Annotated in this window: 18 protein-coding genes and 2 tRNA genes; 14 read left to right on the top strand and 6 right to left on the bottom strand. The window is 73.0% G+C overall.

What is annotated here, in order from left to right:
* Positions 1–135: 135 nt before the first annotated feature.
* Positions 136–1791, top strand: a complete 1656-nt coding sequence (locus ACWCV9_RS23550; RefSeq protein ID WP_450789265.1) for a long-chain fatty acid--CoA ligase — start codon at positions 136–138, stop codon at positions 1789–1791.
* 176 nt (positions 1792–1967) lie between these two features.
* On the opposite strand, the gene ACWCV9_RS23555 is transcribed toward ACWCV9_RS23550, so the two are convergent.
* A complete protein-coding gene (locus ACWCV9_RS23555) occupies positions 1968–3206 on the bottom strand; it encodes an MFS transporter (protein ID WP_450789266.1) in 1239 nt (412 codons plus the stop codon).
* Positions 3207–3326: 120 nt separating this feature from the next.
* Here ACWCV9_RS23555 and ACWCV9_RS23560 point away from each other — a divergent pair, with 120 nt between their 5' ends.
* The gene (locus ACWCV9_RS23560) at positions 3327–3908 is read left to right on the top strand and encodes a TetR family transcriptional regulator (RefSeq protein WP_450789268.1); all 582 of its coding nucleotides are present in this window, start codon (positions 3327–3329) and stop codon (positions 3906–3908) included.
* A 16-nt stretch (positions 3909–3924) separates the two neighbouring features.
* Here ACWCV9_RS23560 and ACWCV9_RS23565 read toward each other — a convergent pair whose 3' ends face one another.
* Both ACWCV9_RS23565 and ACWCV9_RS23570 read right to left on the bottom strand, forming a co-directional pair.
* A complete protein-coding gene (locus tag ACWCV9_RS23565) occupies positions 3925–8607 on the bottom strand; it encodes a PAS domain-containing protein (protein ID WP_450789269.1) in 4683 nt (1560 codons plus the stop codon).
* A gap of 194 nt (positions 8608–8801) precedes the next feature.
* Entirely contained in the window at positions 8802–9338 is a 537-nt protein-coding gene (locus ACWCV9_RS23570) for an SSI family serine proteinase inhibitor (protein ID WP_450789271.1), read from the bottom strand.
* 195 nt (positions 9339–9533) lie between these two features.
* Between ACWCV9_RS23570 and ACWCV9_RS23575 the strand changes: the two genes are divergently transcribed.
* The 3 genes from ACWCV9_RS23575 to ACWCV9_RS23585 all read left to right on the top strand — a co-directional run bounded on the left by ACWCV9_RS23575 (position 9534) and on the right by ACWCV9_RS23585 (position 11151).
* Positions 9534–9624, top strand: a tRNA-Ser gene (locus tag ACWCV9_RS23575).
* 204 nt (positions 9625–9828) lie between these two features.
* Positions 9829–9901: transfer RNA gene (locus ACWCV9_RS23580), tRNA-Arg, on the top strand.
* Between the two features lie 407 nt (positions 9902–10308).
* Positions 10309–11151, top strand: coding sequence for a DUF5707 domain-containing protein (locus tag ACWCV9_RS23585; protein WP_450789273.1), 843 nt, complete (start codon positions 10309–10311; stop codon positions 11149–11151).
* 95 nt (positions 11152–11246) lie between these two features.
* Here the strand turns inward: ACWCV9_RS23585 and ACWCV9_RS23590 are convergent, their stop codons facing one another.
* Positions 11247–11738 carry a MarR family winged helix-turn-helix transcriptional regulator gene (locus tag ACWCV9_RS23590; RefSeq protein WP_450789274.1) on the bottom strand — a complete coding sequence of 164 codons (492 nt, stop codon included), beginning with the start codon at positions 11736–11738 and terminating at the stop codon, positions 11247–11249.
* 93 nt (positions 11739–11831) lie between these two features.
* Here ACWCV9_RS23590 and ACWCV9_RS23595 point away from each other — a divergent pair, with 93 nt between their 5' ends.
* The 9 genes from ACWCV9_RS23595 to ACWCV9_RS23635 all read left to right on the top strand — a co-directional run bounded on the left by ACWCV9_RS23595 (position 11832) and on the right by ACWCV9_RS23635 (position 21860).
* The gene (locus ACWCV9_RS23595; protein ID WP_450789276.1) at positions 11832–12194 is read left to right on the top strand and encodes an HGxxPAAW family protein; all 363 of its coding nucleotides are present in this window, start codon (positions 11832–11834) and stop codon (positions 12192–12194) included.
* A 51-nt stretch (positions 12195–12245) separates the two neighbouring features.
* The gene (locus ACWCV9_RS23600; protein WP_450789278.1) at positions 12246–13133 is read left to right on the top strand and encodes a DUF2797 domain-containing protein; all 888 of its coding nucleotides are present in this window, start codon (positions 12246–12248) and stop codon (positions 13131–13133) included.
* 91 nt (positions 13134–13224) lie between these two features.
* A complete protein-coding gene (locus ACWCV9_RS23605; RefSeq protein ID WP_450789280.1) occupies positions 13225–13560 on the top strand; it encodes an antibiotic biosynthesis monooxygenase family protein in 336 nt (111 codons plus the stop codon).
* A gap of 100 nt (positions 13561–13660) precedes the next feature.
* Entirely contained in the window at positions 13661–14401 is a 741-nt protein-coding gene (locus ACWCV9_RS23610; protein WP_450789281.1) for a response regulator transcription factor, read from the top strand.
* Complete coding sequence (locus tag ACWCV9_RS23615) at positions 14398–16038, top strand: ATP-binding protein (RefSeq protein ID WP_450789283.1); 1641 nt, start codon at positions 14398–14400, stop codon at positions 16036–16038. Before ACWCV9_RS23610 ends, ACWCV9_RS23615 begins: the two co-directional genes overlap by 4 nt.
* A 14-nt stretch (positions 16039–16052) precedes the next feature.
* On the top strand, positions 16053–17432 hold the full coding sequence (locus tag ACWCV9_RS23620; RefSeq protein WP_450789285.1) for a glycosyltransferase: 1380 nt from the start codon (positions 16053–16055) through the stop codon (positions 17430–17432).
* The gene (locus ACWCV9_RS23625; protein ID WP_450789286.1) at positions 17429–19546 is read left to right on the top strand and encodes a glycosyltransferase family 39 protein; all 2118 of its coding nucleotides are present in this window, start codon (positions 17429–17431) and stop codon (positions 19544–19546) included. The genes ACWCV9_RS23620 and ACWCV9_RS23625 overlap by 4 nt, the downstream gene beginning before the upstream one ends.
* A 71-nt stretch (positions 19547–19617) precedes the next feature.
* Positions 19618–21015: an MFS transporter gene (locus tag ACWCV9_RS23630; RefSeq protein WP_450789288.1), complete on the top strand. Its 1398-nt coding sequence runs from the start codon at positions 19618–19620 to the stop codon at positions 21013–21015.
* A gap of 83 nt (positions 21016–21098) precedes the next feature.
* A complete protein-coding gene (locus ACWCV9_RS23635) occupies positions 21099–21860 on the top strand; it encodes a TetR/AcrR family transcriptional regulator (protein ID WP_450789290.1) in 762 nt (253 codons plus the stop codon).
* Here ACWCV9_RS23635 and ACWCV9_RS23640 read toward each other — a convergent pair whose 3' ends face one another.
* Positions 21861–22334 carry a PPOX class F420-dependent oxidoreductase gene (locus tag ACWCV9_RS23640; RefSeq protein WP_450789292.1) on the bottom strand — a complete coding sequence of 158 codons (474 nt, stop codon included), beginning with the start codon at positions 22332–22334 and terminating at the stop codon, positions 21861–21863.
* A gap of 49 nt (positions 22335–22383) precedes the next feature.
* Positions 22384–23205 (bottom strand): YceI family protein, encoded by an 822-nt coding sequence (locus ACWCV9_RS23645; protein ID WP_450789293.1) that lies wholly within the window; start codon positions 23203–23205, stop codon positions 22384–22386.
* Positions 23206–23257: the final 52 nt, after the last annotated feature.

The raw sequence follows: 23257 nt of genomic DNA on the forward strand, positions 1-23257 counted from the left end.
CGGGGCCACGGATTTTCCACCCCGTGACCTGCGCCCTAGTGACATACCGAATGGTATGTGCGCAGAATCAGGCCATCCCTACGACCGCGTAGGCATCCACTACCGCGTAGGCAACGCCGCCCCGGGAGGACCGCCGTGCTGAGCACCATGCAGGACGTACCACTGACCGTCACCCGCATCCTGGAGCACGGGATGACGGCGCACGGCCGGTCCCGGATCGTCACCTGGACCGGGGAGGCCGAGCCGCAGCGGCGCAGCTTCGCCGAGGCGGGCACCCGCGCGGTGCAGCTGGCGAACGCCCTCCGGGACGAGCTGGGGGTGCGCGGCGACGACCGGGTGGCCACGCTGATGTGGAACAACGCCGAGCATGTGGAGGCGTACTTCGCGGTGCCGTCCATGGGCGCGGTGCTGCACACCCTCAATCTGCGGCTGCCCGCCGACCAGCTGGTGTGGATCGTCAACCACGCGGCCGACAAGGTCGTCATCGTCAACGGCTCGCTGGTCCCGCTGCTCGCGCCGCTGCTGCCGAAGCTGCCGACGGTCGAGCACATCGTCGTCTCCGGCCCCGGCGACCGCACCCCGCTGCACGGCTCGCACGCGCGCGTGCACGACTACGAGGAGCTGATCGCGGACCGGCCGACCAGCTACGACTGGCCGGAGCTGGACGAACGCCAGGCCGCCGCCATGTGCTACACCTCCGGCACCACCGGCGACCCCAAGGGCGTGGTCTACAGCCACCGTTCGATCTATCTGCACTCCATGCAGGTCAACATGGCGCAGTCGATGGGGCTGACCGACCGGGACACCTCGTTGGTCGTCGTCCCCCAGTTCCACGTCAACGCCTGGGGCCTGCCGCACGCCACCTTCATGACCGGCGTGAGCATGCTGATGCCGGATCGTTTCCTCCAGTCGGGCCCGCTCGCCGAGATGATCGAGCGGGAGCGGCCGACCCACGCGGCCGCCGTCCCGACCATCTGGCAGGGTCTGCTCGCCGAACTGACGGACCGGCCCCGGGACATCTCCTCCCTCACCCAGGTCACCATCGGCGGCGCGGCCTGTCCGCCCGCCCTGATGGCCGCCTTCGACCGGCTCGGCATGCGGCTCTGCCAGGCCTGGGGGATGACCGAGACGTCTCCGCTGGGCACGGTGGCCCGCCCGCCGGCCCACGCGGTCGGCCCCGAGGAGGAGTTCGCCTACCGGATCACCCAGGGCCGCTTCCCCGCCGGCGTCGAGGCCCGCCTCACCGGCCCCGACGGCGAGCGGCTGCCCTGGGACGGCGAGTCGGCGGGCGAGCTGGAGGTCCGCGGCCCCTGGATCGCCGCCGCCTACTACAACGGCACCGACGCCGAACCGCTGTGCCCCGACGACAAGTTCAGCGCGGACGGCTGGCTGAAGACCGGTGACGTCGGCACCATCTCCCCCGACGGCTTTCTCACCCTCACCGACCGCGCCAAGGACGTCATCAAGTCCGGCGGCGAGTGGATCTCCTCGGTGGAGCTGGAGAACGCGCTGATGGCCCACCCGGATGTCGCCGAGGCCGCGGTGGTCGCCGTACCCGACGACAAGTGGGGCGAGCGGCCGCTGGCCACGGTCGTCCTCAAGGAGGGCGCACAGACCGACTTCGCAGCCCTGCGCGCCTTCCTCCTGGAAGAGGCCCACATCGCCAAGTGGCAGCTGCCCGAACGCTGGACGGTGATCGAGTGGGTCCCGAAGACCAGCGTGGGCAAGTTCGACAAGAAGGTGCTCCGCAGGCGGTACGCGGAGGGCGACTTGGACATCACGACGCTTTGATGCGTGGGGCGCCTTGGCGGGAGCGCGGGGGCCCGTTGGGGTGCCTTGACTGTTGACCGGTCGGGGGGCGGCGGTGACGTGGGCTGTGGCTTGGGCTTGGGCCGGTCGGGCATGCCTACCCCGATGAGACCCCGTGCCCTGGAGCAGCGCGGCCCCTGCCGAACCCCCTGGTGGGGTTACGACGCCTTCGCCGGGGTGTCGGTTCGGCGTGTCGCCGTCGTGGCCCAGCCCAGGGTCAGCCATATCGCCGCCACCGCGCAGACTCCGGTCCAGCCCCAGTGGCCGTAGGCCGGGCCGGCCAGGGCGGAGGCGAGGGCGCCGCCGGCGAAACTCGCCACCACGTACGCGGTGTTGGCGGTGGCCGGCGCGGAGGTGGTGGTCAGGGCCAGGGTCTGGTTGGCGACGTGCGCGGCGACCAGCGCGGCGTGGATCGCGACCGCCCCGACGACGAGCGCGGCGAGCGCGTGCCCGCCGAGCCAGAACAGCGGGACGCAGACGGCGGCGAGGAGGTAGGCCGAGCGGACCACCTTGGCGGCGCCGAAGCGGTCCACGAGTCCGCCCGCGAGCGGCGCCACCGCGCTCGCCGAGAGCCCGAACAGGCCGAACAGCCCGGCCACCGCGGTCGACAGGCCGTAGCGGGGCCCGGTCAGCAGCAGCGCCAGCGAGGTCCACAGGGCGCTCCAGGCGCCGTACATCCCGGCCTGCCGTACACAGGCCCGCCACAGGTCGGGCGAGCGGCGGACCATACCGGGCAGCGCGCCGAGCCCGGCGAACAGCGGGCCGGTGCGGCGGGGCCGGTCCTCGCGCGGCAGCGCCCGGGCGGTGGCCAGGCCCAGCAGCGCGGTCAGCACGGCGGCCCCGGCGAAGACGACCCGCCAGCCGTACGCCTGCCCGATCAGACCGCCGAGCACCCGGGCCGCCACGATCCCGGTGAACAGTCCGGCGATGACGGCGGCGACATGGCGGGCCCGCCGGTCGGCGGGGGCCCGGGCGGCGACCAGGGGCACGAGCAGCTGCGGGACGACGGTGGCGGCGGAGGCCACCAGGACGGCGGCCGCGAGCGCGGTGGTCCCGGTCGCCGCGGCGGCGGCCGCCAGCGCGGCGGCGGCGACCAGCGACAGGACGCCGACCAGCCGGCGCCGGTCGACGCTGTCGCCGAGCGGGGCGAAGAAGAGCAGTCCGGCCGCGTACCCGAACTGGGCGACCGAGGCGATCCAGGCCACGCCGGACGGGGTGGCACCGAAGCCGTGGGCGATCAGCGGGAGCAGGGGTGCCGCGAGGTAGATGTTGGCGGCGGTGACGGCGGTGCAGACGGCGATGAGAAGGAGGAGAGCGGTGCCCGGGGCGGGCCGCCGCTTCCGGGCGGAGCCGAGCGCGGGCTCCCGGCGGGCGGTAGGGGTGGCTGCTGACGGCATGAGGGACGACATCTCCTCGCTGAGCCTCAACTAACTGGTTGGTTGGAACGCTCAACAGCGTGCACCCCCGACGCATTCCCCGTCAACCAAATAGTTGGTTACAAGCGGTACCCTGACCTCATGGCAGCAGTCAGGGACCCAGAGGCCACCAAGGCCCGCATCTTCGCCGCGGCGGTCGACGAGTTCGCCCGGCACGGCATCGCGGGCGCCCGCATCGACCGCATCGCCGCCGGGGCCAAGGCCAACAAGCAGCTGATCTACGCCTACTTCGGCAACAAGGCGGAGCTGTTCACCCATGTCCTCAGCAGGTGCATGACCGACCTGGCCGCGGCCGTCCCCGTCGACCCCGACGACATCGACGCCTGGGTCGACCACCTCCTCGACTACCACGCCGCCCACCCCGAGCTGCTCCGCCTGCTCTTCTGGGAGGGCATCGAGTACGGCACCGCCGAGCTGCCCGACGAACCGGCCCGCCAGGAGCACTACGCCCGCAAGGTCGCCGCCTTCGCCGACGGCCAGGCCCGCGGTGTGATCACCGACGCCATCCCGCCCGGCGACCTGCTGCTCCTGCTGACCGGGCTGACCAACTGGATGGCCGTGGTCCCGCAGATGCGGCGCATCCTCACGGGAACGCAGGACACCGACCGCGACCGCCTGCGCGCCTCCATCAAGGAGGCGGCCCGCAGGCTGGTCGCACGGTAGCCGGACCGCCCAGGCGTCAGTTGGTGCCGATCCGGGCCAGCAGGTCCACGATCCGGGCCTGCACCTCGGTGCTCGTGGACCGCTCCGCCAGGAACAGCACCGTTTCGCCCGAGGCCAGCCGGGGCAGCTCGGCCGGGTCGACGGCGGCCGTGTAGACGACCAGCGGGGTGTGGTTGAGCTGCCCGTTCGCGCGCAGCCAGTCCACGATCCCGGCCCGCCGGCGGTGCACCTGCATCAGGTCCATCACCACCAGGTTCGGCCGGAACTGCCCGGCGAGCGTCACCGCGTCGGTGTCCGTGGCCGCCCGCGCCACCTGCATCCCGCGCCGCTCCAGCGTCGCGGTCAGCGCCAGCGCGATCTCCGCGTGCTCCTCGATGAGCAGCACCCGCGGCGGATGCTGCTCGCTGTCCCGCGGCGCCAGCGCCTTCAGCAGTACGGCGGGATCGGCGCCGTACGCCGCCTCGCGCGTCGCCTGCCCGAGTCCGGCCGTGACCAGCACCGGCACCTCGGCGGCCACCGCGGCCTGGCGCAGCGACTGGAGCGCCGTACGGGTGATCGGTCCGGTCAGCGGGTCCACGAACAGCGCGGCCGGGAACGCCGCGATCTGCGCGTCGACCTCCTCGCGCGAGTGCACGACGACGGGACGGTAGCCGCGGTCGCTGAGCGCCTGCTGGGTCGTCACGTCCGGCGCGGGCCACACCAGCAGCCGGCGCGGGTTGTCGAGCGGCTCCGGCGGCAGTTCGTCGTCCAGCGGCTGCGGCCGCGGGGTGTCCGCCACCTCGACCGCGCCGCCCGGCCCGTCGAGCGGCTCCGGCCCCTCGGCGGCGTCGGCGTCCGGCGCGCCTATGGCGTACGACCGTCCGGCCCCCTCGGTGCCGGGGGCGAGCCGGGACTGCCCCGGCAGCGACGGCTGCGGCACGGGCGGCTGTCCGGCGAGCGGGGACTGCGGCAGGGCCGACTGGCCACCCGGCACGGGCTGCGCGGGCGCCGGCTGGGCCGACGGGATCGGCCGGGCCGCCTCCGGTCCGGACTGGGGCTGGGGCTGGGGTTCCGGGCGGGTGGCCGGGTCCGGCGGCGTGCCCAGCTTGCGGCGGCGGCCGGAACCGCCCGGCGCGTGCGGGGGCGGGGTCGCCGTCGACTGCTGGACCTGCGCGACCTGCCGTGCGAACGGCACGCCCTGGCCGAGGGTGCGGACACTGATGGCCCGCCCCTGGGTCGAGTTCGGGTCCACGGCGGCCGGTGCGGGGGCTCCGGCCGCGGCTCCCGCCCGGGCCGCCTCCGCCGCCTTCGCCGCCTCGGCGGGCAGCGGCTGCGCGGCGCGCTGTGGTCCGGCACCCGGCTGTTCCGCCGGGAGCGGCGCCACGGGCGCACCGGCCCCGGAGGTGTCGCCGGTGCCGGGCCACTGCTGCGGTACGGCGACGGGTGCGACGGGTACGGCAGGTGCGGCGGCCTCGGAGGGCAGCGGCTGGGCGGGTCCGGGGGCCACCGGGGTACCGGCGGCGGGCGTACCGGCCCCGGCCGGGGTGGCCTGCTGCGGCTGCTCGGCAGGGGTCGCCGCGGTCGGCACGGCCGCCGCAGCAGCGGGACCGCCGGCGACCGCCGGGACACCCTGCGCGGGCGTCGGGGTCGGCGTGGGAAGGCCCTGGGCCGGAGTCGGAACCCCCTGACCGGGCGCCGCTACCGGAGGCACGGGCGCGCCGGCCGCCGGTACGGGCGTGCCGGGGGCCGGGGTGGTCTGCGCGACGGCGGTGCCCTGCGCGGGGACGACCGGGTGCGGTACGGCCGCACCGGGCGCGGGAGTGGCGGTTCCGGGCGCGGGAACGGCCGTACCGGGCGCGGGAACGGCCGTACCGGGTGCGGGAGTGGCCGTACCGGGCGTGGGGACGGCCGTACCGGCAGCCGTGCCCGCGGCAGCCGCGGCCTCGGCACCCACCGGGGCGACGGGCTGGGCGACCGGCTGCACGACCGACTGGGCGACGGGACCGGCCTGGACGGGGACGCCCACGGCACCCGGGACCGGAGTCGCAACGGGAGCCGGAGCCGGAACCGTGGCCGCCGGAGCCGGCTGCGCGGCGGACCCGGGGTCCACGTCCGCCTGCTGGGCCATGGCCCGGCGGCGCCGGCCGGTCGGTGCGTCGGCCGGATGCGGCTGCGGCGGGGTGTGGTCGGCGGACTGGTCGAGCGGTACGGCGTCATGGCGGCCGTCGGCCTCCGGGACGTGCTCCACGGCCAGCGGCAGCTGAGCGGGCATCTGCACCTGACCGGGCAACGCGCCCGGCACGGCACCCGGAGCCCCAGGCGTATCCGCAGGGGCGGCAACGGCGTCCACGGCGTCCGGGGCCGCCGGGGCCCGGTCGGCCTCGGCCGGGGGCAGGGCGAAGACCGTACGGCCGCCGCCCGCCTCCTGCGCCGCCGCACGCTCCGCCGCCGCGGCCAGCGCCCGCCGGCGCCGCCCGGTCGGCTGACCCTCGTCCGCCGCCTGATCGGCACCCGGCACCGGGTCCGCGCCCGGAGCCTGGGCCGGTACGGGCACGGCCGCGGGGAGCGCGGGCGGCAGGGCGGCCTGCGGGGCGTCGGAGTCCCGGCGGGCGCGTCGGCCCGAGGGCACCGGCACGCCCTGCGGCGGCACGGTGCCGCCGAGTCCGGTGTTGGAGGCGGCCGCCCCCGCGGCATGCTCGGCCGCGGTGACCACGGCACCCGCCGTCACACCCTGGCCGGTACCGGCAGCGAGCTCGGCGGGCCGTCCCCGGCGCCGCCCGGTCCCGCCGGACGCGCCGTCCGCGCTCTCCACCGCCTCGACGGACACGCTGCCCGTCTCCTCGGCGGGCGCGCCCGCACGCCGGCGGCGCCGCCCGGTCGGCAGGGACGCCTCGCCCTCACCGGCCTCGCCCGCGCCGGGCACGTCACTCTCCAGGAAGGCATCGGTGGAGGCCCGCCGGGCCCGCCGCCGCCCGCCGGTGGAACCCTGCTCGCCGGCCCCGGCGTCCTCGCCCGGCGCCCCCGCGGTGTCCGGGGCCGCCGGGCCGCCGACGGCCCCGGCCCCGCCGCCCAGCGGCACCTCCAGGACGTACGCGCTGCCGCTCATGCCCGGCACCTCGTGCGTCTGGAGCACGCCACCGTGGGCGCGCACGATCCCGCGCACGATCGGCTCGTGCACCGGGTCGCCACCGGCGTACGGCCCGCGCACCTCGATCCGCGCGACCTCACCGCGCTGCGCGGCGGCGACCACGACCGTGTTGTCCAGGTAACCGCCCGCCGAGACGGGCGTGTTGCCGGTGGCGTCGACGCCCGCGACGTCCGCCACCAGATGGGCGAGCGCGGTGGCGAGCCGCACCGGGTCGACCTCGGCCTCGATGGGCGGCGCGTGCACGGCGAACTGCACCCGCCCGGGCCCGACCAGTTCCACCGCCCCGTCCACACCGGCGGCGACGACGGCGTCCAGCATCACCTTCGTCCGGGTGATGTCCTCGCCGCCCGCGTCCAGCCGCTGGTACCCGAGGACGTTGTCGATGAGGGTCGTGATCCGCGAGTAGCCGGCGCAGAGGTGGTGCAGCACCTGGTTGGCCTCGGGCCACAGCTGCCCGGCGTCGTCCGCGGCCAGTGCGGACAGCTCGCGCCGCAGCTCGTCGAGGGGGCCGCGCAGCGACTGCCCGAGCAGGGTCGCCAGCTGCTCGTACCGCCCGGCGAGCGCCTCGTACCGGTCCTTCTCCCGCTCGGCGAGCGAGGCGTACCGCTCCTCGCCGGCGGTCAGCTCCTCCGCGTGCTTCTCGCGCAGTTCCGCCAGCTCGGTGACGTGCTGCTGGCGCAGCGCGGTCAGATCGGAGGCGTGCTTCTCGGCGAGCTGCTCCAGCTCCTCGGCGTGCGCCTTCTCCAGCGCCTCCTTCTCCTCGACGAGGGCGTCGTACGGCCGCCGGTCGGTGAAGGTCATCACGGCACCGACGAGCTGGTCCCCGTCCCGCACCGGCGCGGTGGTCAGATCGACGGAGACCTTCTCGTCCCCCTTGGACCACAGCACCTGCCCGCGCACCCGGTGCTTGCGCCCGGAGCGCAGGGTGTCGGCGAGCGGCGACTCCTCGTACGGGAAGGGGGATCCGTCGGGGCGCGAGTGCAGCACCAGCGTGTGCAGCTCCTTGCCGCCCAGCTCCCCGGCCCGGTACCCCAGTATCTGGGCGGCGGCCGGATTGACGAGCACGATCCGCCCGTCGGTGTCGGTGCCCACGACGCCTTCCGCCGCGGCCCGCAGGATCATCTCGGTCTGCCGCTGCGACCGGGCCAGCTCGGCCTCGGTGTCGACGGTGCCGGACAGGTCGCGTACGACGATCATCAGCAGCTCGTCGCCGGTGTAGCCGTAACCGTCGTACGCCTGCTGGCCGTTCTCCAGGTTCGCGCTGGTGACCTCGACCGGGAACTCGGTCCCGTCGGTGCGCCGCGCGACCATCCGCGTCGGCTTGGTCCGCCCGCGCGGGTCCATGTGGTCGGGCCGCCGCATCGAACCGGGGATCAGCCGGGAGTCGAACTCGGGCAGCAGATCGAGCAGCCCGCGCCCGACGAGCGCGGTGCCCGGCGCCTCGAAGGCCTCCAGCGCGATGGTGTTCGCGTTGACGACGGTGCCGTTGGCGTTGACCAGGACCAACGCGTCGGGCAGCGCGTCGAGTATGGCTGCGAGGCGAGCAGCGCCTCGGGATGGCCTGCTGCTCACGAGACGCTTCCCTCCTGTTACCGCACCTTGCCGACCGCTCCGGCCATCTTGCCAACCGGCCCGCGACGTGTCACGCGAGGGAGTCTAAGGGCACGCGTTGCGCTCGTGCCGCCGGATGAGAGGGAGGTCCCACGAGGAAGTGAAGGCGAACGCGTGACCGTATGCCCCGGCTCCCCGAGACCTTCGCCGGACCTTTACGCGGCCGGTACCTCGGCGCCGTCCGCCCGGGGCAGCAGCGGCACCATCCGGTCCCACCGTCCCGCCTCGCATCCGTTGCCCCGGTCGTAGACGGCGTCGACCGGGCGGCCGGCCCAGGTGCCGGTGACATGGGCGGTGGCCGGGCCGCCGTAGAGCATGGTGCAGGTGCTGCCGGGGGCCACCGGCGCGAAGGGGTCACGCCCCCACCGGGTGTTCTCGTCCAGCACCCGGCAGGCTCCGGCCGGGTCCGGGTGGCGGCCGGCGCTCGGATGGCAGGACAGCTCGTACGTCCCGTCCCGCCCGGCCCCGGCGTGCCGGACGACGACGGTCAGCCGGTCCCCGGCGCGCTCCGGCCCGCCCCGGTCCTCGGGCCGCACGGGCGGCGACACGGCAGCGGCGGCGGGTACGGCGGTGAGGGCGAGCTGGGCGAGGGTGGCCGACGGGACCAGGGAGACCAGGGAAGCGAGCGAGACGGCGGCGGCGAAGGGGGACGCGAGGGAACGCCGCCCGCGACCGGAGAGGACGGAAACCATGCCCTGCCCAACGCCCCCGCCCCCCCGAACGTTGCGCCTCTGTCCACCCCTGGGCCGTTCTCCGCCGCACCGTCGGCAAAGCCCTTTGCTCTGTGCCCCGCCTGCCTAGTACCGTAGGGGGCGATTGGTGACACCGCACTCGACTGTGTCATCATCTGCACGCACCACTCTCGCGCTCGCGTGAGCGGTTGTGCTGGAGGCGTCGCCTAGTCCGGTCTATGGCGCCGCACTGCTAATGCGGTTTGGGCCTTAAAGCCCATCGAGGGTTCAAATCCCTCCGCCTCCGCACCGATCCCGAAGCCCCGGTCCTCAGGACCGGGGCTTCGGCGTTTCCACCCCACCGGCCTCCATGGGGCCTCCAGGAGCGTTTCCGCAGGTCACAAGGGGTGTGCCGATCGGATTTCACATGTCGGCGGCAGTCATGTAATGTTCTTCCTGTCGCCGGGACGGGCCGAAAGGCCGGGAAACGGAGACAAGAACAAAAGAACAAGCACTCGTAGCTTAACGGATAGAGCATCTGACTACGGATCAGAAGGTTGCAGGTTCGAATCCTGCCGAGTGCACAGCACATCAGAGGCCCTGTGGAGTGATCCACAGGGCCTCTGGCTTTTGCCGTGACGGCAGCGTTTGACGGCAACCGCCTCAGAGCGAGGACCCGCCCGGCTCCTTCCACCCTTCGGGCGCGAAGGGACGGACGACGGTGTCCGGTCCCGGGCTCATCACCGTCTCGTGCCCGTCCTCGAAGGGCCCTGGGCTGGCCGGCCCTGAGCGCGGTCGTCCTGGCGAACGTCGGGCGCTGGCCGCGTAGGGCTCTGCGGGTTGGTCATGCACCGTTAAAAAAATTGTTCTATCCCGTACAACTGTTCCCAGGGGTCGCGGGTCTTCGCAGGTGAGTCAACAGACTCATCAGACCTCGGGCTCACCAGTGCCCCCCACTGCTGGTGGCCCTCTGTCCTTTTGGGGAAGACAGATGCGCATTCGTGCCAGCCTGGCCGCCGCGACGGTTTCCGGCGCCGTGGCACTCACCGCCCTCGTCGCTCCGGCCGCTCAGGCGGCGGACGGCCCGGCCGGTGTCGCCGCCAAGATGTCGGGTGCGACGATGTCGCCGGCGGACGAGAGCCAGGGCGACACGACGATCACCAAGGTGACCGTCAACGGCAACAAGGACGTCGTCGTCGGCGTCAGCAAGAAGTCCTTCACCATCTACGTGACGGCGACCGACCCGTCCGGCATCTACAGCGCCAGCGCCTTCCTGTGGCACGGCACCAGCCTGGACGAGAACAACCCGGACGTCGACGGCGTGCTCTACAACGACCAGGACTCCACCTGCGACAACTGGAGCGCCACCTCCGCCACCTGCAAGATCACCATCACGGCCACGTCGGACGACCTGTACGACAGCATCCTGGCCGGCAAGTGGAACGTCGCCGCCTGGGCGGTCGGCAATGACTCCGACTACATCCAGACGGACGTCTACAAGAACCACTGGGTGAAGCGCGCCGCCAGCTTCAGCGACTTCAACGCCGGTCCCGAGCCGGTCACCAAGGGCAAGGCCGTCACGCTCACGGGCACCCTGAAGCGCGCGAGCTGGAGCAACCTGAAGTACTACGGCTACGGCAGCCAGTCCGTGGACGTGCAGTTCAAGAAGTCCGGCGCCAGCACCTACAGCACCGTGAAGACGATCAAGGCTTCGTCGAGCGGCTACCTGAAGACCTCGGTGACCGCCTCCGTGGACGGCACCTGGCGCTTCCACTACAACGGCAGCAGCACCACCTCGGGCGCGGACGCCTACGACTACGTCGACGTCCGCTGACGTCACTGAATGGTCGAGACTCAATAGTCGAGTAGAGCGAAGGCCCCGGATCACTCCGGGGCCTTCGTCGTTCCCGGGACCGGGACCAGGGCTGGTCAGCACTCCTCGTCCGGGTCGTTCCGGTTCAGCTTCTCCAGGTACTCGTGGGCCAGGCCGGTGGCCCGGGTGAACCAGTCGGTGACGACCGCCAGCTCCTCCGGGGAGTACTCGGAGAACAGCGCCGTGAGCCGCTTGTAGTGGCCGGCGTACACCGCCTCGACCCGGGTGACCGCGTCGGGTACGGCGGCCACGCGCACGCGGCGGCGGTCGGCCGGGTCGGGGCGGCGGGTGACGTATCCGGCGCGTTCGAGGCGGTTGAGGATGCCCGTCACCGCGCCGGTGGTGACATGGGCGCGGGCCGCCAGGTCGCCGGCCGTCAGCATGTCCTCCCCGGCCTCCAGGACGAAGGCGAAGCAGGTCAGGTCGGTGACGGTCAGGCCGAGCCGCCGGGCCAGCTCCTGCTGGCCGATCAGATGGGCGGCGATGAGGTGGTCCATGGCCGACAGCGCCTCGGCCGGAGTGGCGGGCGGTCGTGGCGTGCCGTGCATCTTCCCAAGTCCCTTAGTTCGTGAGAGGTTTGTATAGTAAATTTCTTAGTGGGTAAGAGGAATGCTGTAGGCGTTCCCCGTGGAGGCGGTTCCATGAGTCTGTACGACGAGGGTCACACCATCGCCGGCTGGACCGGCTTCGGCATCGCGACCGCCGGGGCCGGTGTCATCGGCGTGGGGGTCTGCACGGGCTCCCTGCCGCTGGCCGGTGCCGGGCTGGGCGTGGTGGCGGTGAGCGTCCTGGTGACCTGGCTGCTGCATCTGTCCGGCTGGGGCAAGCCGCCGGGCGTACGGCCCCGGTCGGACTGGCCGATGCGCGCCCGGGACCCGCAGGCCCGGGCCGGCCACCCCGGCTGCGTGAGCTGCCGGCTGGCGGGGCGCGGCCGGGGGCGGGGAGAGCGGGCCGGTGCCGGGTCGCCGTACGAGGTCGCCTCCGAGGGGGCGCGGGCGTCCTAGGCATAGAGAGCCCGGGTCCGTTGTCGGACCTCGCCTCTACGCTCGGAGGTGATGGCACAGGTATGGAAGTGCGCGGGGCTGCGCTGGGCGCCGGAGGGGCCCGCGCTGGTGTGGGACGGCGGGCGGCGCAGTGCGCTGCCCTGGGGGAAGCGGGTCGCCTTCGCCGTGCCGGAGGGCGGGGTGCGCAGGTGCGTGGGGGCGCGCGGGCATGCCTGTCCGGTGCGGGCGGCCGTGCCGGGGAGGGGCACGGGCGCGCGGTGCGAGGAGTGTGCGCGGCTGGACCGGGCGCACTCCGTGGCCGCCGACACGCTCGCCGACGACCCGCGCCCGTACCGGGTGTATCTCGGCTGGTTCGGGCCCGGCATGGTCAAGGTCGGGATCACCGCCGTCGAGCGGGGTCCGGCGCGGCTGCTGGAGCAGGGCGCCGTCTGCTTCAGCTGGCTCGGCACCGGTCCGCTGATGGCCGCCCGGCGCGCCGAGGAGCTGCTGCGGGCCGCGCTGCGGGTGCCGGACCGGATTCCGTACGGCGAGAAGCGGGCGGTGCGGGCGGCACTGCCGGTGGAGGCGGCGGAACGGGCGGCCGAGGTAAGGGAGTTGCACGCCCGGGCCGGGGCGCTCGCCGGCTGGCCGGAGTCCCTGCGGGCCGAGCCCTGCCACGTCGTCGACCACGTCGGGGTGTTCGGGCTGGCCGGGGCGCCGGCGGCGCGCGGCGCGGTCGTGGAGCTGGTGCCGGGGGGTGCGGTGAGCGGTGCGCTGGTCGCCGCCGCCGGGCCGGATCTGCATCTGGCGGTCGACGGGTGGGGGGTCGTCGTGCTCGACACCCGGCTGATGGCGGGGTGGGAGCTGGTGGCTCCGGACGGAAGCGGGGGGCCGTTCGAGCGCGCCTTTCCCGTAAGGGAGTTCCCGGTGGAGGCCACCGTCCAGGACGAGCTGTTCTGAGGGGGTGCAAGGGTCAAGACTTGGATCCCGTTCGGATCCCGTTCGGCAAGACCGGGGGATCCGGGGGTCCGGGCGGGTCAGGGTGGAAGGCATGAGCGATCAGCCCACCGCACCCGAAACCCCGTACTACGCCGTCGTGTTCACCGCCGTACGCGCCGATGAGGGAGCCGAGGACTACGACGCGGCCGCCGCCCGGCTCAGCGGCCTCGTCCGGGACATACCCGGCTTCCTCGGCGAGGACTTCGCCCGCACGCCGGGCGGACTCGCCATCAGCGTGGCCTACTTCCGCGACCTCGACGGCATCGAGCGCTGGCGGCGGCACCCCGAGCACCGTGCGGCCAAGGAGCGCGGCCGCGCGGAGTGGTACGAGCGGTACACCATCCACATCGCCCGGGTCGAGCACTCCTACTCCTTCCAGCGGCCCTGACCGGCCCCCAGGGGTTTGCCCAGCGGCGCCCGGGGGTTTCTCAGGGAAATCACAGACGCGTGAAAGCGTGTTCTCAGAGGGCCTCGTCACGGTGTGCACCATGACCACGACCTCGCCCCAGGGGCGCACCGAACTGCTGAGGCCGGACGGGAGCCCCGTCCGTGTGCTGGTGGTGGACGACGAGCTGTCGATCACCGAACTGCTGAGCATGGCCCTGCGCTACGAGGGCTGGCAGATCAGGAGCGCGGGGGACGGGCAGGGCGCCGTACAGACCGCGCGGGAGTTCCGGCCCGACGCCGTGGTGCTCGACATGATGCTGCCCGACATGGACGGCCTCGCCGTGCTGGGCCGGCTGCGCCGTGAACTGCCGGACGTGCCGGTGCTGTTCCTGACCGCCAAGGACGCGGTGGAGGACCGTATCGCCGGGCTCACGGCCGGCGGCGACGACTACGTCACCAAGCCGTTCAGCCTGGAGGAGGTCGTGGCCCGGCTGCGCGGGCTCATCCGCAGGTCCGGGGCGGCCGACCGGCGCTCGGACTCGGTGCTCGTCGTCGGGGACCTGACCCTGGACGAGGACAGCCACGAGGTGACCCGGGCCGGGGAGTCCATCCACCTCACCGCCACCGAGTTCGAGCTGCTGCGCTTCCTCATGCGCAACCCCCGGCGGGTGCTCAGCAAGGCGCAGATCCTGGACCGGGTGTGGTCGTACGACTTCGGCGGCCAGGCCAACGTGGTCGAGCTGTACATCTCGTATCTGCGCAGGAAGATCGACGCGGGCCGGGAGCCGATGATCCACACCCGGCGCGGGGCCGGTTACCTGATCAAGCCCGCCGTGTCATGAGCGGACGGCGACGGCCGGGTCCGCAGGCGCGACAGCAGCGACGGCAGCGGCACATGCCACGGGTGGGGCGGCCGCGCACCCTGCGGACCCGGCTCGTCGTGGCCTCGGTGGTGCTGATCGCGGTGGTGTGCGCGGTGATCGGCACTGTCACCACGCTCGCGCTGCGCTCGCATCTGTACGACCAGCTGAACCGGCAGCTCATCGAGGCCTCCGCCCGCGCGGCCGGCGGGTTCCGGCTGCCGGACGGGATGAAGCACGGCGCCGCCCCGCCCGGCCGGCCGGACGCTCTCCGGGGGACGAGGCTCGGCGACTTCGTCGCCCACGGCCCGCAGCCCAGCGGCACCATCGCGGCCCGGGTCGAGCACGGCGCCGTCACCGACGCCAAGGTCGGCCACAAGGCCGAGGACGGCAACGGCATCCCGCAGATGAGCGCCAGGTCGCTGACGTCCGCCCAGAGCAGGGCGCTGGCCGCCGTCCCCCGGGACGGCACTGTGCACGGCGTCGAGATCCCCGGACTCGGCGACTACCAGGCGGTGTACGCCGACGGCAACAACGGCACGTACTACGTCGCCCTTCCCACCAAGGAGACCGACGACAACATCGACGCGCTGATCCTCATCGAGGTCAGTGTCACCGTGGCCGGTCTGGTCGCCGCCGGGATCGCCGGCTGGGTGCTCGTCGGCGTCGCCACCCGCCCCCTGCGCCGGGTCGCCGCCACCGCCACCCGCGTCTCCGAACTCCCGCTGCACACCGGCGAGGTGCACCTCAGCGAACGGGTCCCCGAGTCCGAGTGCGACCCGCACACCGAGGTCGGCCGGGTCGGTGCCGCGCTCAACCGGATGCTGGACCATGTGCACGGCGCCCTGCACGCCCGGCAGCAGAGCGAGACGCGGGTACGGCAGTTCGTCGCCGACGCCAGCCATGAGCTGCGCACCCCGCTCGCCTCCATCCGGGGGTACGCCGAGCTGACCCGGCGCGGCCGGGAGCAGGTCGGGCCCGACACCCGGCACGCCCTGGGCCGTATCGAGTCCGAGGCGGGGCGGATGACGCTCCTCGTCGAGGACCTTCTGCTGCTCGCGCGGCTGGACGCGGGGCGGCCGCTCCGGTTCGAGCGGACGGATCTGGTCCCGCTGGTCGTGGACACGGTCAGCGACTCCCGCGCGGCCGGCAGGGACCACACCTGGCGGCTCGACCTGCCCGACGAGCCCGCCCTCGTCCTGGCCGACGCGGCCCGCGTCCAGCAGGTGCTGGTCAATCTGCTGGGCAACGCCCGCACCCACACCCCGCCCGGTACGACGGTCACCGCACGGGTGCGGCGGCACGGGGCGTGGACGTGCGTCGACGTCGAGGACGACGGGCCGGGGATTCCCGCCGAGCTGCTGCCGCATGTCTTCGAGCGGTTCGCCCGGGGCGACTCCGCGCGGTCCCGGGCGACCGGGTCCACCGGGCTCGGACTCGCCATCGTGCAGGCCGTCGCGGCGGCGCACGGCGGTTCCGTGACCGTGGACAGCGTGCCGGGGCGGACGGTGTTCACCCTGCACCTGCCCGCGGTCCCTCCGGCCGTACCGGAGACGGACCGGCCCTCGGACTCACAGGCACAGCACAGTGCCACCACATGGGTGCGACAGGGCGCCTGACGAAAGTCGGGGCCATGCGAACCGACTCTTCTCCCGGCACCCTGCCGGCGCGGGAGCACCTCCCGGCCACCGACGCCGGAACGCCTGTCCTGGACGTCGTGATCCCCGTCTACAACGAGGAGAAGGACCTCCAGCCGTGCGTCCGCAGACTGCACGAGCATCTCGCGCGGACCTTCCCGTACGCGTTCCGCATCACGATCGCGGACAACGCGTCCACGGACACCACCCCGCTGGTGGCGGCGCGGCTGGAGGCGGAGATCCCCGAGGTCGGCACCGTCCGCCTGGAGCAGAAGGGGCGCGGGCGGGCCCTGCGAGCCGTGTGGTCCGCCTCCGAGGCGCCGGTCCTCGCCTACATGGACGTCGACCTGTCCACCGACCTCAACGCCCTGCTGCCGCTGGTGGCACCGCTGATCTCCGGTCACTCGGACCTCGCGATCGGCTCCCGGCTGGCCCGCAGCTCCCGGGTGGTCCGCGGCCCCAAGCGGGAGTTGATCAGCCGGGCCTACAACCTGATCCTGCGCGGCTCGCTCCAGGCCCGTTTCTCCGACGCCCAGTGCGGCTTCAAGGCCATCCGGCGGGATGTGGCACAGGTGCTGCTGCCGCTGGTGGAGGACACCGGCTGGTTCTTCGACACCGAGATGCTGGTGCTCGCCGAGCGGGCGGGCCTGCGGATCCACGAGGTGCCGGTCGACTGGGTGGACGACCCGGACTCCACCGTGCACATCGTGAAGACCGCCACCGACGACCTCAAGGGCGTGTGGCGCGTCGGCAGGGCCCTGGCCACCGGTTCGCTGCCGCTGGACCGGCTCACCCGCCCCTTCGGCGACGACCCGCGCGACCGCGAACTGACCAATGTGCCCAAGGGTCTGGCCCGGCAGCTGGTCGGATTCTGTGTCGTCGGCGGTCTGTCGACCCTCTTCTACCTCCTGCTGTACGGCGTCTTCCGGCAGTTCTGCGGCGCGCAGACCGCCAACGCGCTTGCGCTGCTGGTCTCCGCGACCGCCAACACGGCCGCCAACCGCCGGCTCACCTTCGGGGTGCGCGGCCGGGGCGGTGCCGTCCGGCACCAGGCGCAGGGTCTGGTGGTCTTCGGTATCGGCCTGGCCCTGACCAGCGGCTCCCTGGCCGCTCTGAACGCGGCCGGCGACCATCCGGCGCACTCCACCGAACTGGCGGTGCTGGTCGCCGCCAACCTCGCGGCGACCGTGCTGCGTTTCCTGCTCTTCCGGGCCTGGGTCTTCCCCGACCGGGAAGAGCCGGCGGCGACCGCTCCCACCGCGCCGTACGCGCCGCTCCCGCAGCGTCCGGTGCCGCACCAGCAGTCGTACGACCCCTACGGCCCCTACGACCCGTACGGCCCCTACACCCCGTACCAGGGGGAGGAATCCCGATGACCGTCCACGATCCGATCGGTACGACCGTCTGGGGGCCGCCCCCGACCGCACCCCCGACCGCACCCCCGACCGCACCCCCGACCGCACCCCCGACCGCATCCCCGCGCTGGGTCCGCCCGGCCTTCCTCGGCCTGCTCGCGGCCACCCTCCTCCTCTACCTCTACGACCTCAGCGCCTCCGGCTACGCCAACTCCTTCTACTCGGCGGCCGTGCAGGCGGGCAGCAAGTCATGGAAGGCGTTCTTCTTCGGCTCGCTGGACGCGGGCAACGCCATCACCGTCGACAAGCCGCCGGCCTCGCTGTGGCCGATGGAGCTGTCGGTGCGGGTCTTCGGCCTGAACTCGTGGGCGATCCTGGCCCCCGAGGTGCTGATGGGCGTGGCGACCGTCGCGGTCGTGTACGCGGCCGTACGGCGCCGGTTCGGCCCGGCGGCCGGTCTGATCGCTGGTGCGGTGCTCGCGCTCACCCCCGTCGCGGCGCTGATGTTCCGGTTCAACAACCCGGACGCGATGCTGGCCCTGCTGATGGCGGTGGCCTGCTATCTCGTCGTCCGGGCGGTGGAGGACGGCCGGACCCGGTGGCTGGTGTGGGCCGGTGTGGCGATCGGTCTCGCGTTCCTCGCCAAGACGCTCCAGGCCTTCCTGATCCTTCCGGCGCTGGCGCTCGTGTACGCGGTCTGCGCGCCGGTGTCGCTGAGGAAGCGGTGCGCGCAGCTGGCCGCGGCGGCGCTCGCGCTGGTCGTCTCCGGCGGCTGGTGGGTCGCGGTCGTCGAGCTGTGGCCCGCCTCCTCGCGGCCGTATGTGGGCGGCTCGCAGCACAACAGCTTCCTGGAGCTGACCTTCGGCTACAACGGGCTCGGCCGGCTCAACGGCGAGGAGACCGGCAGCGTCGGCGGCGGGGGCGGTGGCGGGGGCACCGGGATGTGGGGTGCGACCGGCTGGAACCGGATGTTCAACGCGGAGATCGGCGGCCAGATCTCCTGGCTGCTGCCGTCCGCGCTGATCCTGCTCGGCGCGGGCCTGGTCGCCACGCGCAGACGGAAGCGGACCTCCGTCACCCGTGCGTCGTTCCTGGTGTGGGGCGGCTCGCTGCTGGTGACCATGGCGGTCTTCAGCTATATGGCGGGCATCTTCCACCAGTACTACACCGTGGCCCTCGCGCCCTATCTGGCCGCTGTCGTCGGCATGGGCGCCGGGCTGCTGTGGGAGAGGCGGCGGGAGACGTGGGCGTCGATCACCCTCGCCGCCGCCGTGGTCGCGGCCGCGGCCTGGGGCTATGTCCTGCTCCACCGCACCTCCGGCTATCTGCCGTGGCTGAAGTGGCTGGTGCTGGTCGGCGGCCTGACCGCGGCGCTCTGCCTGGTCTTCGCCGGCCGGATCCCCCGGCGGCTCGCTCTCGCCTCGGCGGCGGTGGGCCTGGTGGCGGCGCTGGCCGGTCCCACGGCGTACACCCTCAGCACGCTCCAGCAGGGGCACACCGGCTCGATCGTCACGGCCGGTCCGGCGGGCGCGAGCAGGATGGGCGGCCCCGGCGGCGGTGGCCGGCCGGGCGGTGGCATGGGCCGCGGCGGCTTCGGCGGCGGCATGCCGGGCCAGAGCCGGCAGGGAGGCCGGCTGAACGGCAACGGATTCCCGGGCGGTGGCATGCCGGGCCGGAACCAGCCGGGCCCGCAGGGGCAGCAGAACGGCAACGGGTTCGCCGGCGGCCGGATGGGCGAGGGCGGCATGGGCGGCGGCGGTGGCGTCGGCGGCCTGCTGAACGGCGCGTCCGTCTCCGCCGGGGCCAGGAAACTGCTGGAGACGGACGCGGCGAAGTACACCTGGGTGGCCGCGTCCATCGGCTCCCAGAACGCGGCCGCCTACCAGCTCGCCACCGGCGATCCGGTGATGGCGATCGGCGGCTTCAACGGCACCGACCCGTCGCCCACGCTGGCCCGGTTCAAGCAGTACGTGGCCGACGGGAGGATCCACTACTTCATCGCGGGCGGCGGCATGGGCAGGGGCGGCAACAGCGGCACCGCCTCCCAGATCAGCTCGTGGGTCCAGAGCACCTTCAAGAAGGTGACGGTCGGTTCGGCCACCTTCTACGACCTCACCCGGAGGAAGACCGGCTGACGGACGGGCCGGAACCGTCGTACCGGAAATGTGTTGTACACCGTATAGCTGCCAGCTATACGGTGTACAACATGTCAACGAGTCCGCACACCCCGCAGGGCCACCCCCAGCGCTGGCTGATCCTCGGTGTCATCTGTCTCGCCCAGCTCACCGTGCTGCTGGACAACACCGTCCTGAACGTGGCCATCCCCTCACTCACCCGCGAGCTGCACGCGGCCACCTCCGACATCCAGTGGATGATCAACGCCTACTCGCTGGTGCAGTCCGGCCTGCTGCTCACCGCGGGCAGCGCCGCCGACCGGTACGGCCGTAAGAAGATGCTGGTCGCGGGGCTCGCCCTGTTCGGCATCGGCTCCCTCACGGCGGCCCTCGCCGGCTCCACCACCCAGCTGATCGTCGCCCGGGCCGGCATGGGCATCGGCGGCGCGCTGCTGATGACGACCACCCTCGCCGTCGCCATGCAGATCTTCGCCCCGGAGGAGCAGCCGAAGGCCATCGGCATATGGGCCGCGGTCAACGCCCTGGGCTTCGCCGCCGGCCCGCTCATCGGCGGCTTCCTGCTGAACCACTTCTGGTGGGGCTCGATCTTCCTGATCAACCTTCCGGTGGCGGCACTGGGCCTGGTCGCGGCCGTCGTCCTCGTACCGGAGTCCAAGGCCCCGCGCGGCGACCGGCCGGACCTGGTGGGCGCGCTGCTGTCCACGGTCGGGATGGCCGCGCTCGTCTACGCGATCATCGCCGGGCCGGTTCATGGCTGGACCTCGCCGCGCGTGCTGGTCACGGCGGCCGTGGCGGTGGTGGTGCTCGGGCTCTTCGGCTATGCCGAGAGCAGGGTCGCCGAGCCGATGCTCGATCCGCACTTCTTCCGCGACCGCAAGTTCACCGGGGCCGTCGCCGGGGCGGTGCTGATCGCCTTCGGGATGGGCGGCTCGCTGTTCCTGCTGACCCAGCACCTCCAGTTCGTGCTCGGCTACGAGCCCCTGGAGGCGGGGCTGCGCACGGCTCCGCTGGCGCTCACGGTCGTACTGCTGAACTTCTCCGGACTGGCGGCCAAGCTGTCGCAGCGGCTGGGCACACCGGTCTCGATCGCCCTGGGGATGGCGCTGATGGCCCTCGGGCTGGTGTCGATCGCCGAGCTGGACTCCGGCGGCTACGCCGGGACGCTGGCCGGGCTGGTGGGCATCGGCGCCGGCGCCGCGGTGGCCTCGCCGGCGATGGCGCACGCCATCATGAGCGCGATACCGCCGGCGAAGGCCGGGGTGGGCGCCGGGATCAACGGAACGTTGGCCGAATTCGGAAACGGTCTTGGTGTCGCCGTCCTGGGCGCCGTGCTCAGCTCTTCACTGGCCTCGGGCAAGTCGCTGTCCACGGGGCTGGGAGCCGGTCAACTGGTCGGAGCGGCAGCCGTGCTGACGGGCGGTCTGCTGGCCGCGGTGCTGCTTCGGCGGGCGGAGCGGAGCGTCACCTGACGGTTCGGATGGTATGGGTATGTCGGGAGCCGCGGGTGTGCACAGCGGGCCGGGACAGTGATCGGTAACGAGGAAGGGCACCGGTGGTGAAGGACTCAGGGCGGTCGGCGCGGGCCAGTGTCTGGCTGGAGCGCAAGGCCCCGCGCGGCGGGCGCAGCGGCCAGCCCTCCGGGCTCGACCGGGAGCGGATCACCTCGGCGTCGGTACGGCTGCTCGACGCCGAGGGGCTGGCCAAGTTCTCCATGCGGCGGCTGGCCGGTGAGCTGAACGTCACCGCGATGTCCCTGTACTGGTACGTCGACACCAAGGACGACCTGCTGGAACTCGCCCTGGACGCGGCCTTCGGGGAACTGCGGCTGCCCGACCCGGACGGCGCCGAGGAACCCGACTGGCGGGCCCAGTTGCGCGACCTGGCCGCCGGATACCGGGCCCTGCTGCTGCGTCACCCGTGGCTGTCCCGGCTGGCCGGGCAGTACCTCAACATCGGGCCCAACGCGCTGGCCTTCTCCCGTACCGTCCAGCGCGTCGTCCGGCGCACCGGGCTGCCGGCGCACCGGGTGATGAGCGCCATCTCGGCCGTGTTCCAGTTCGTGTACGGCTACGGCACGCTGGAGTCCCAGTTCATGTCCCGGATCGCCGACTCGGGGCTGAGCGCGGACGACTACTACCAGCAGGCCCTGACCGAGGCGCAGCGGCATCCCCAGGCCGCGGACATGATCCAGGAGTCCAGGGAGTTCATGGAGGCCCGCGGCGGGGACACGGTCGCCGAGATGATGGACCGGGACTTCACCTTCGCCCTGGACCTGCTGATCGCCGGTATCGAGGTGATGGTCGAGCGCGGCTGATCAGTCCTGGTCCGTCACCAGCCGGGCCGGGAAGCCGCCGGTGGCCACCGGGCCCCAGCGCTCGGGGGTGATCCGGATGATCGACTTGCCCTGCTTGACCATCGCCGCGCGGTACTCGTCCCAGTCGGGGTGCTCACCGGCGATGTTGCGGTAGTACTCGACCAGCGGTTCCACCGAGTCGGGGGTGTCGACGACCTCGGCCGTGCCGTCGATCTGGACCCACGGGCCGTTCCAGTCGTCGCTCAGGACGACCAGCGCGACCCGCGGATCCCGCCGGGCGTTGCGGGCCTTGGCCCGCTCCGGGTAGGTGGAGACCACGATCCGGCCGGAGTCGTCGACCCCGCAGGTCAACGGGGAGGCCTGCGGCCCGCCGTCGGCCCGGCGGGTGATCAGCAGCGCCCGGTGCCGGGGCCGTACGAACTCCAGCAACTCGTCCAGGGAAACCCGGGTGTTGGTAGCGATGTTCGGTGCCATGACAGCACCCTAGGGCCAGCCGGCCACCGCGAGGCTGACCCTGTTGTGCCTACGCCTGGGGCAGCGTGTCGCCCTGGACCGCCTGGATGTCCAGCTCCACCTTCAGGGTGGTGCCGATCGCGGCGATCCCCGCCTGGAGCACCTGGTTGTAGTTCATCGCGAAGTCCTCCCGGTGCAGTTCCGCCGTCGCCCGGAAGGCCGCCCGGGTGCCTCCCCAGGGGTCGGCGCCGGTGCCCAGGTAGGCCAGGTCGAGGTCCACCGGTCGTACGATCCCGTGCATGGACAGCTCGCCGTGGACCGTCCAGCGGTCGGGGCCGGACTGGGTCAGGCCCGTCGACCGGTAGGTGATCTCCGGGTGGTTCTCGACGTCGAGGAAGTCCCCCGAGCGCAGGTGCGTGTCGCGCATGCCGTTGCCGGTGTCGACGGACGCGGCCTTGATGACCGCCTCCACCCGGGACTTGCCGATGTCGTCGGGGGCGATCTCGATCGTGCCGCCGAACTCGGTGAACCGGCCGTGCACGCTGGAGATGCCCAGGTGCTGGGCGACCGCGGCGACGGAGGAGTGCACCGGGTCGATGGTCCAGGGGCCGGGCGGCGGCAGTTCGGAGCCGCCCTGCCGGGCCAGTGTGACCGTGCCGACCTCGGCCCGGCCGCTCGCGGTGACGATCGCGGAGGAGGCCGCGGGCGCGTACCCGACGGCCGTCACGATCACCGTGTACGCCCCCGGCGCCAGCTCGGTGGTGTCCCGCACGGCCCCCTCGGCGTCCGCCTCGGCCCGCAGCACCTGCGTACCGGTCATGTCGGTCACCGTGACGACCGCGTGCGACACGGCCCACCCGTCCCGCGTACGGATCTTCGCGGTCAGTCCCATCCCGTTCTTCTCCCTGAAAAAGCCTAATAAATAGGTCGTAATGGACCGGCCC

This window comes from Streptomyces sp. NPDC001606 (assembly GCF_053596835.1).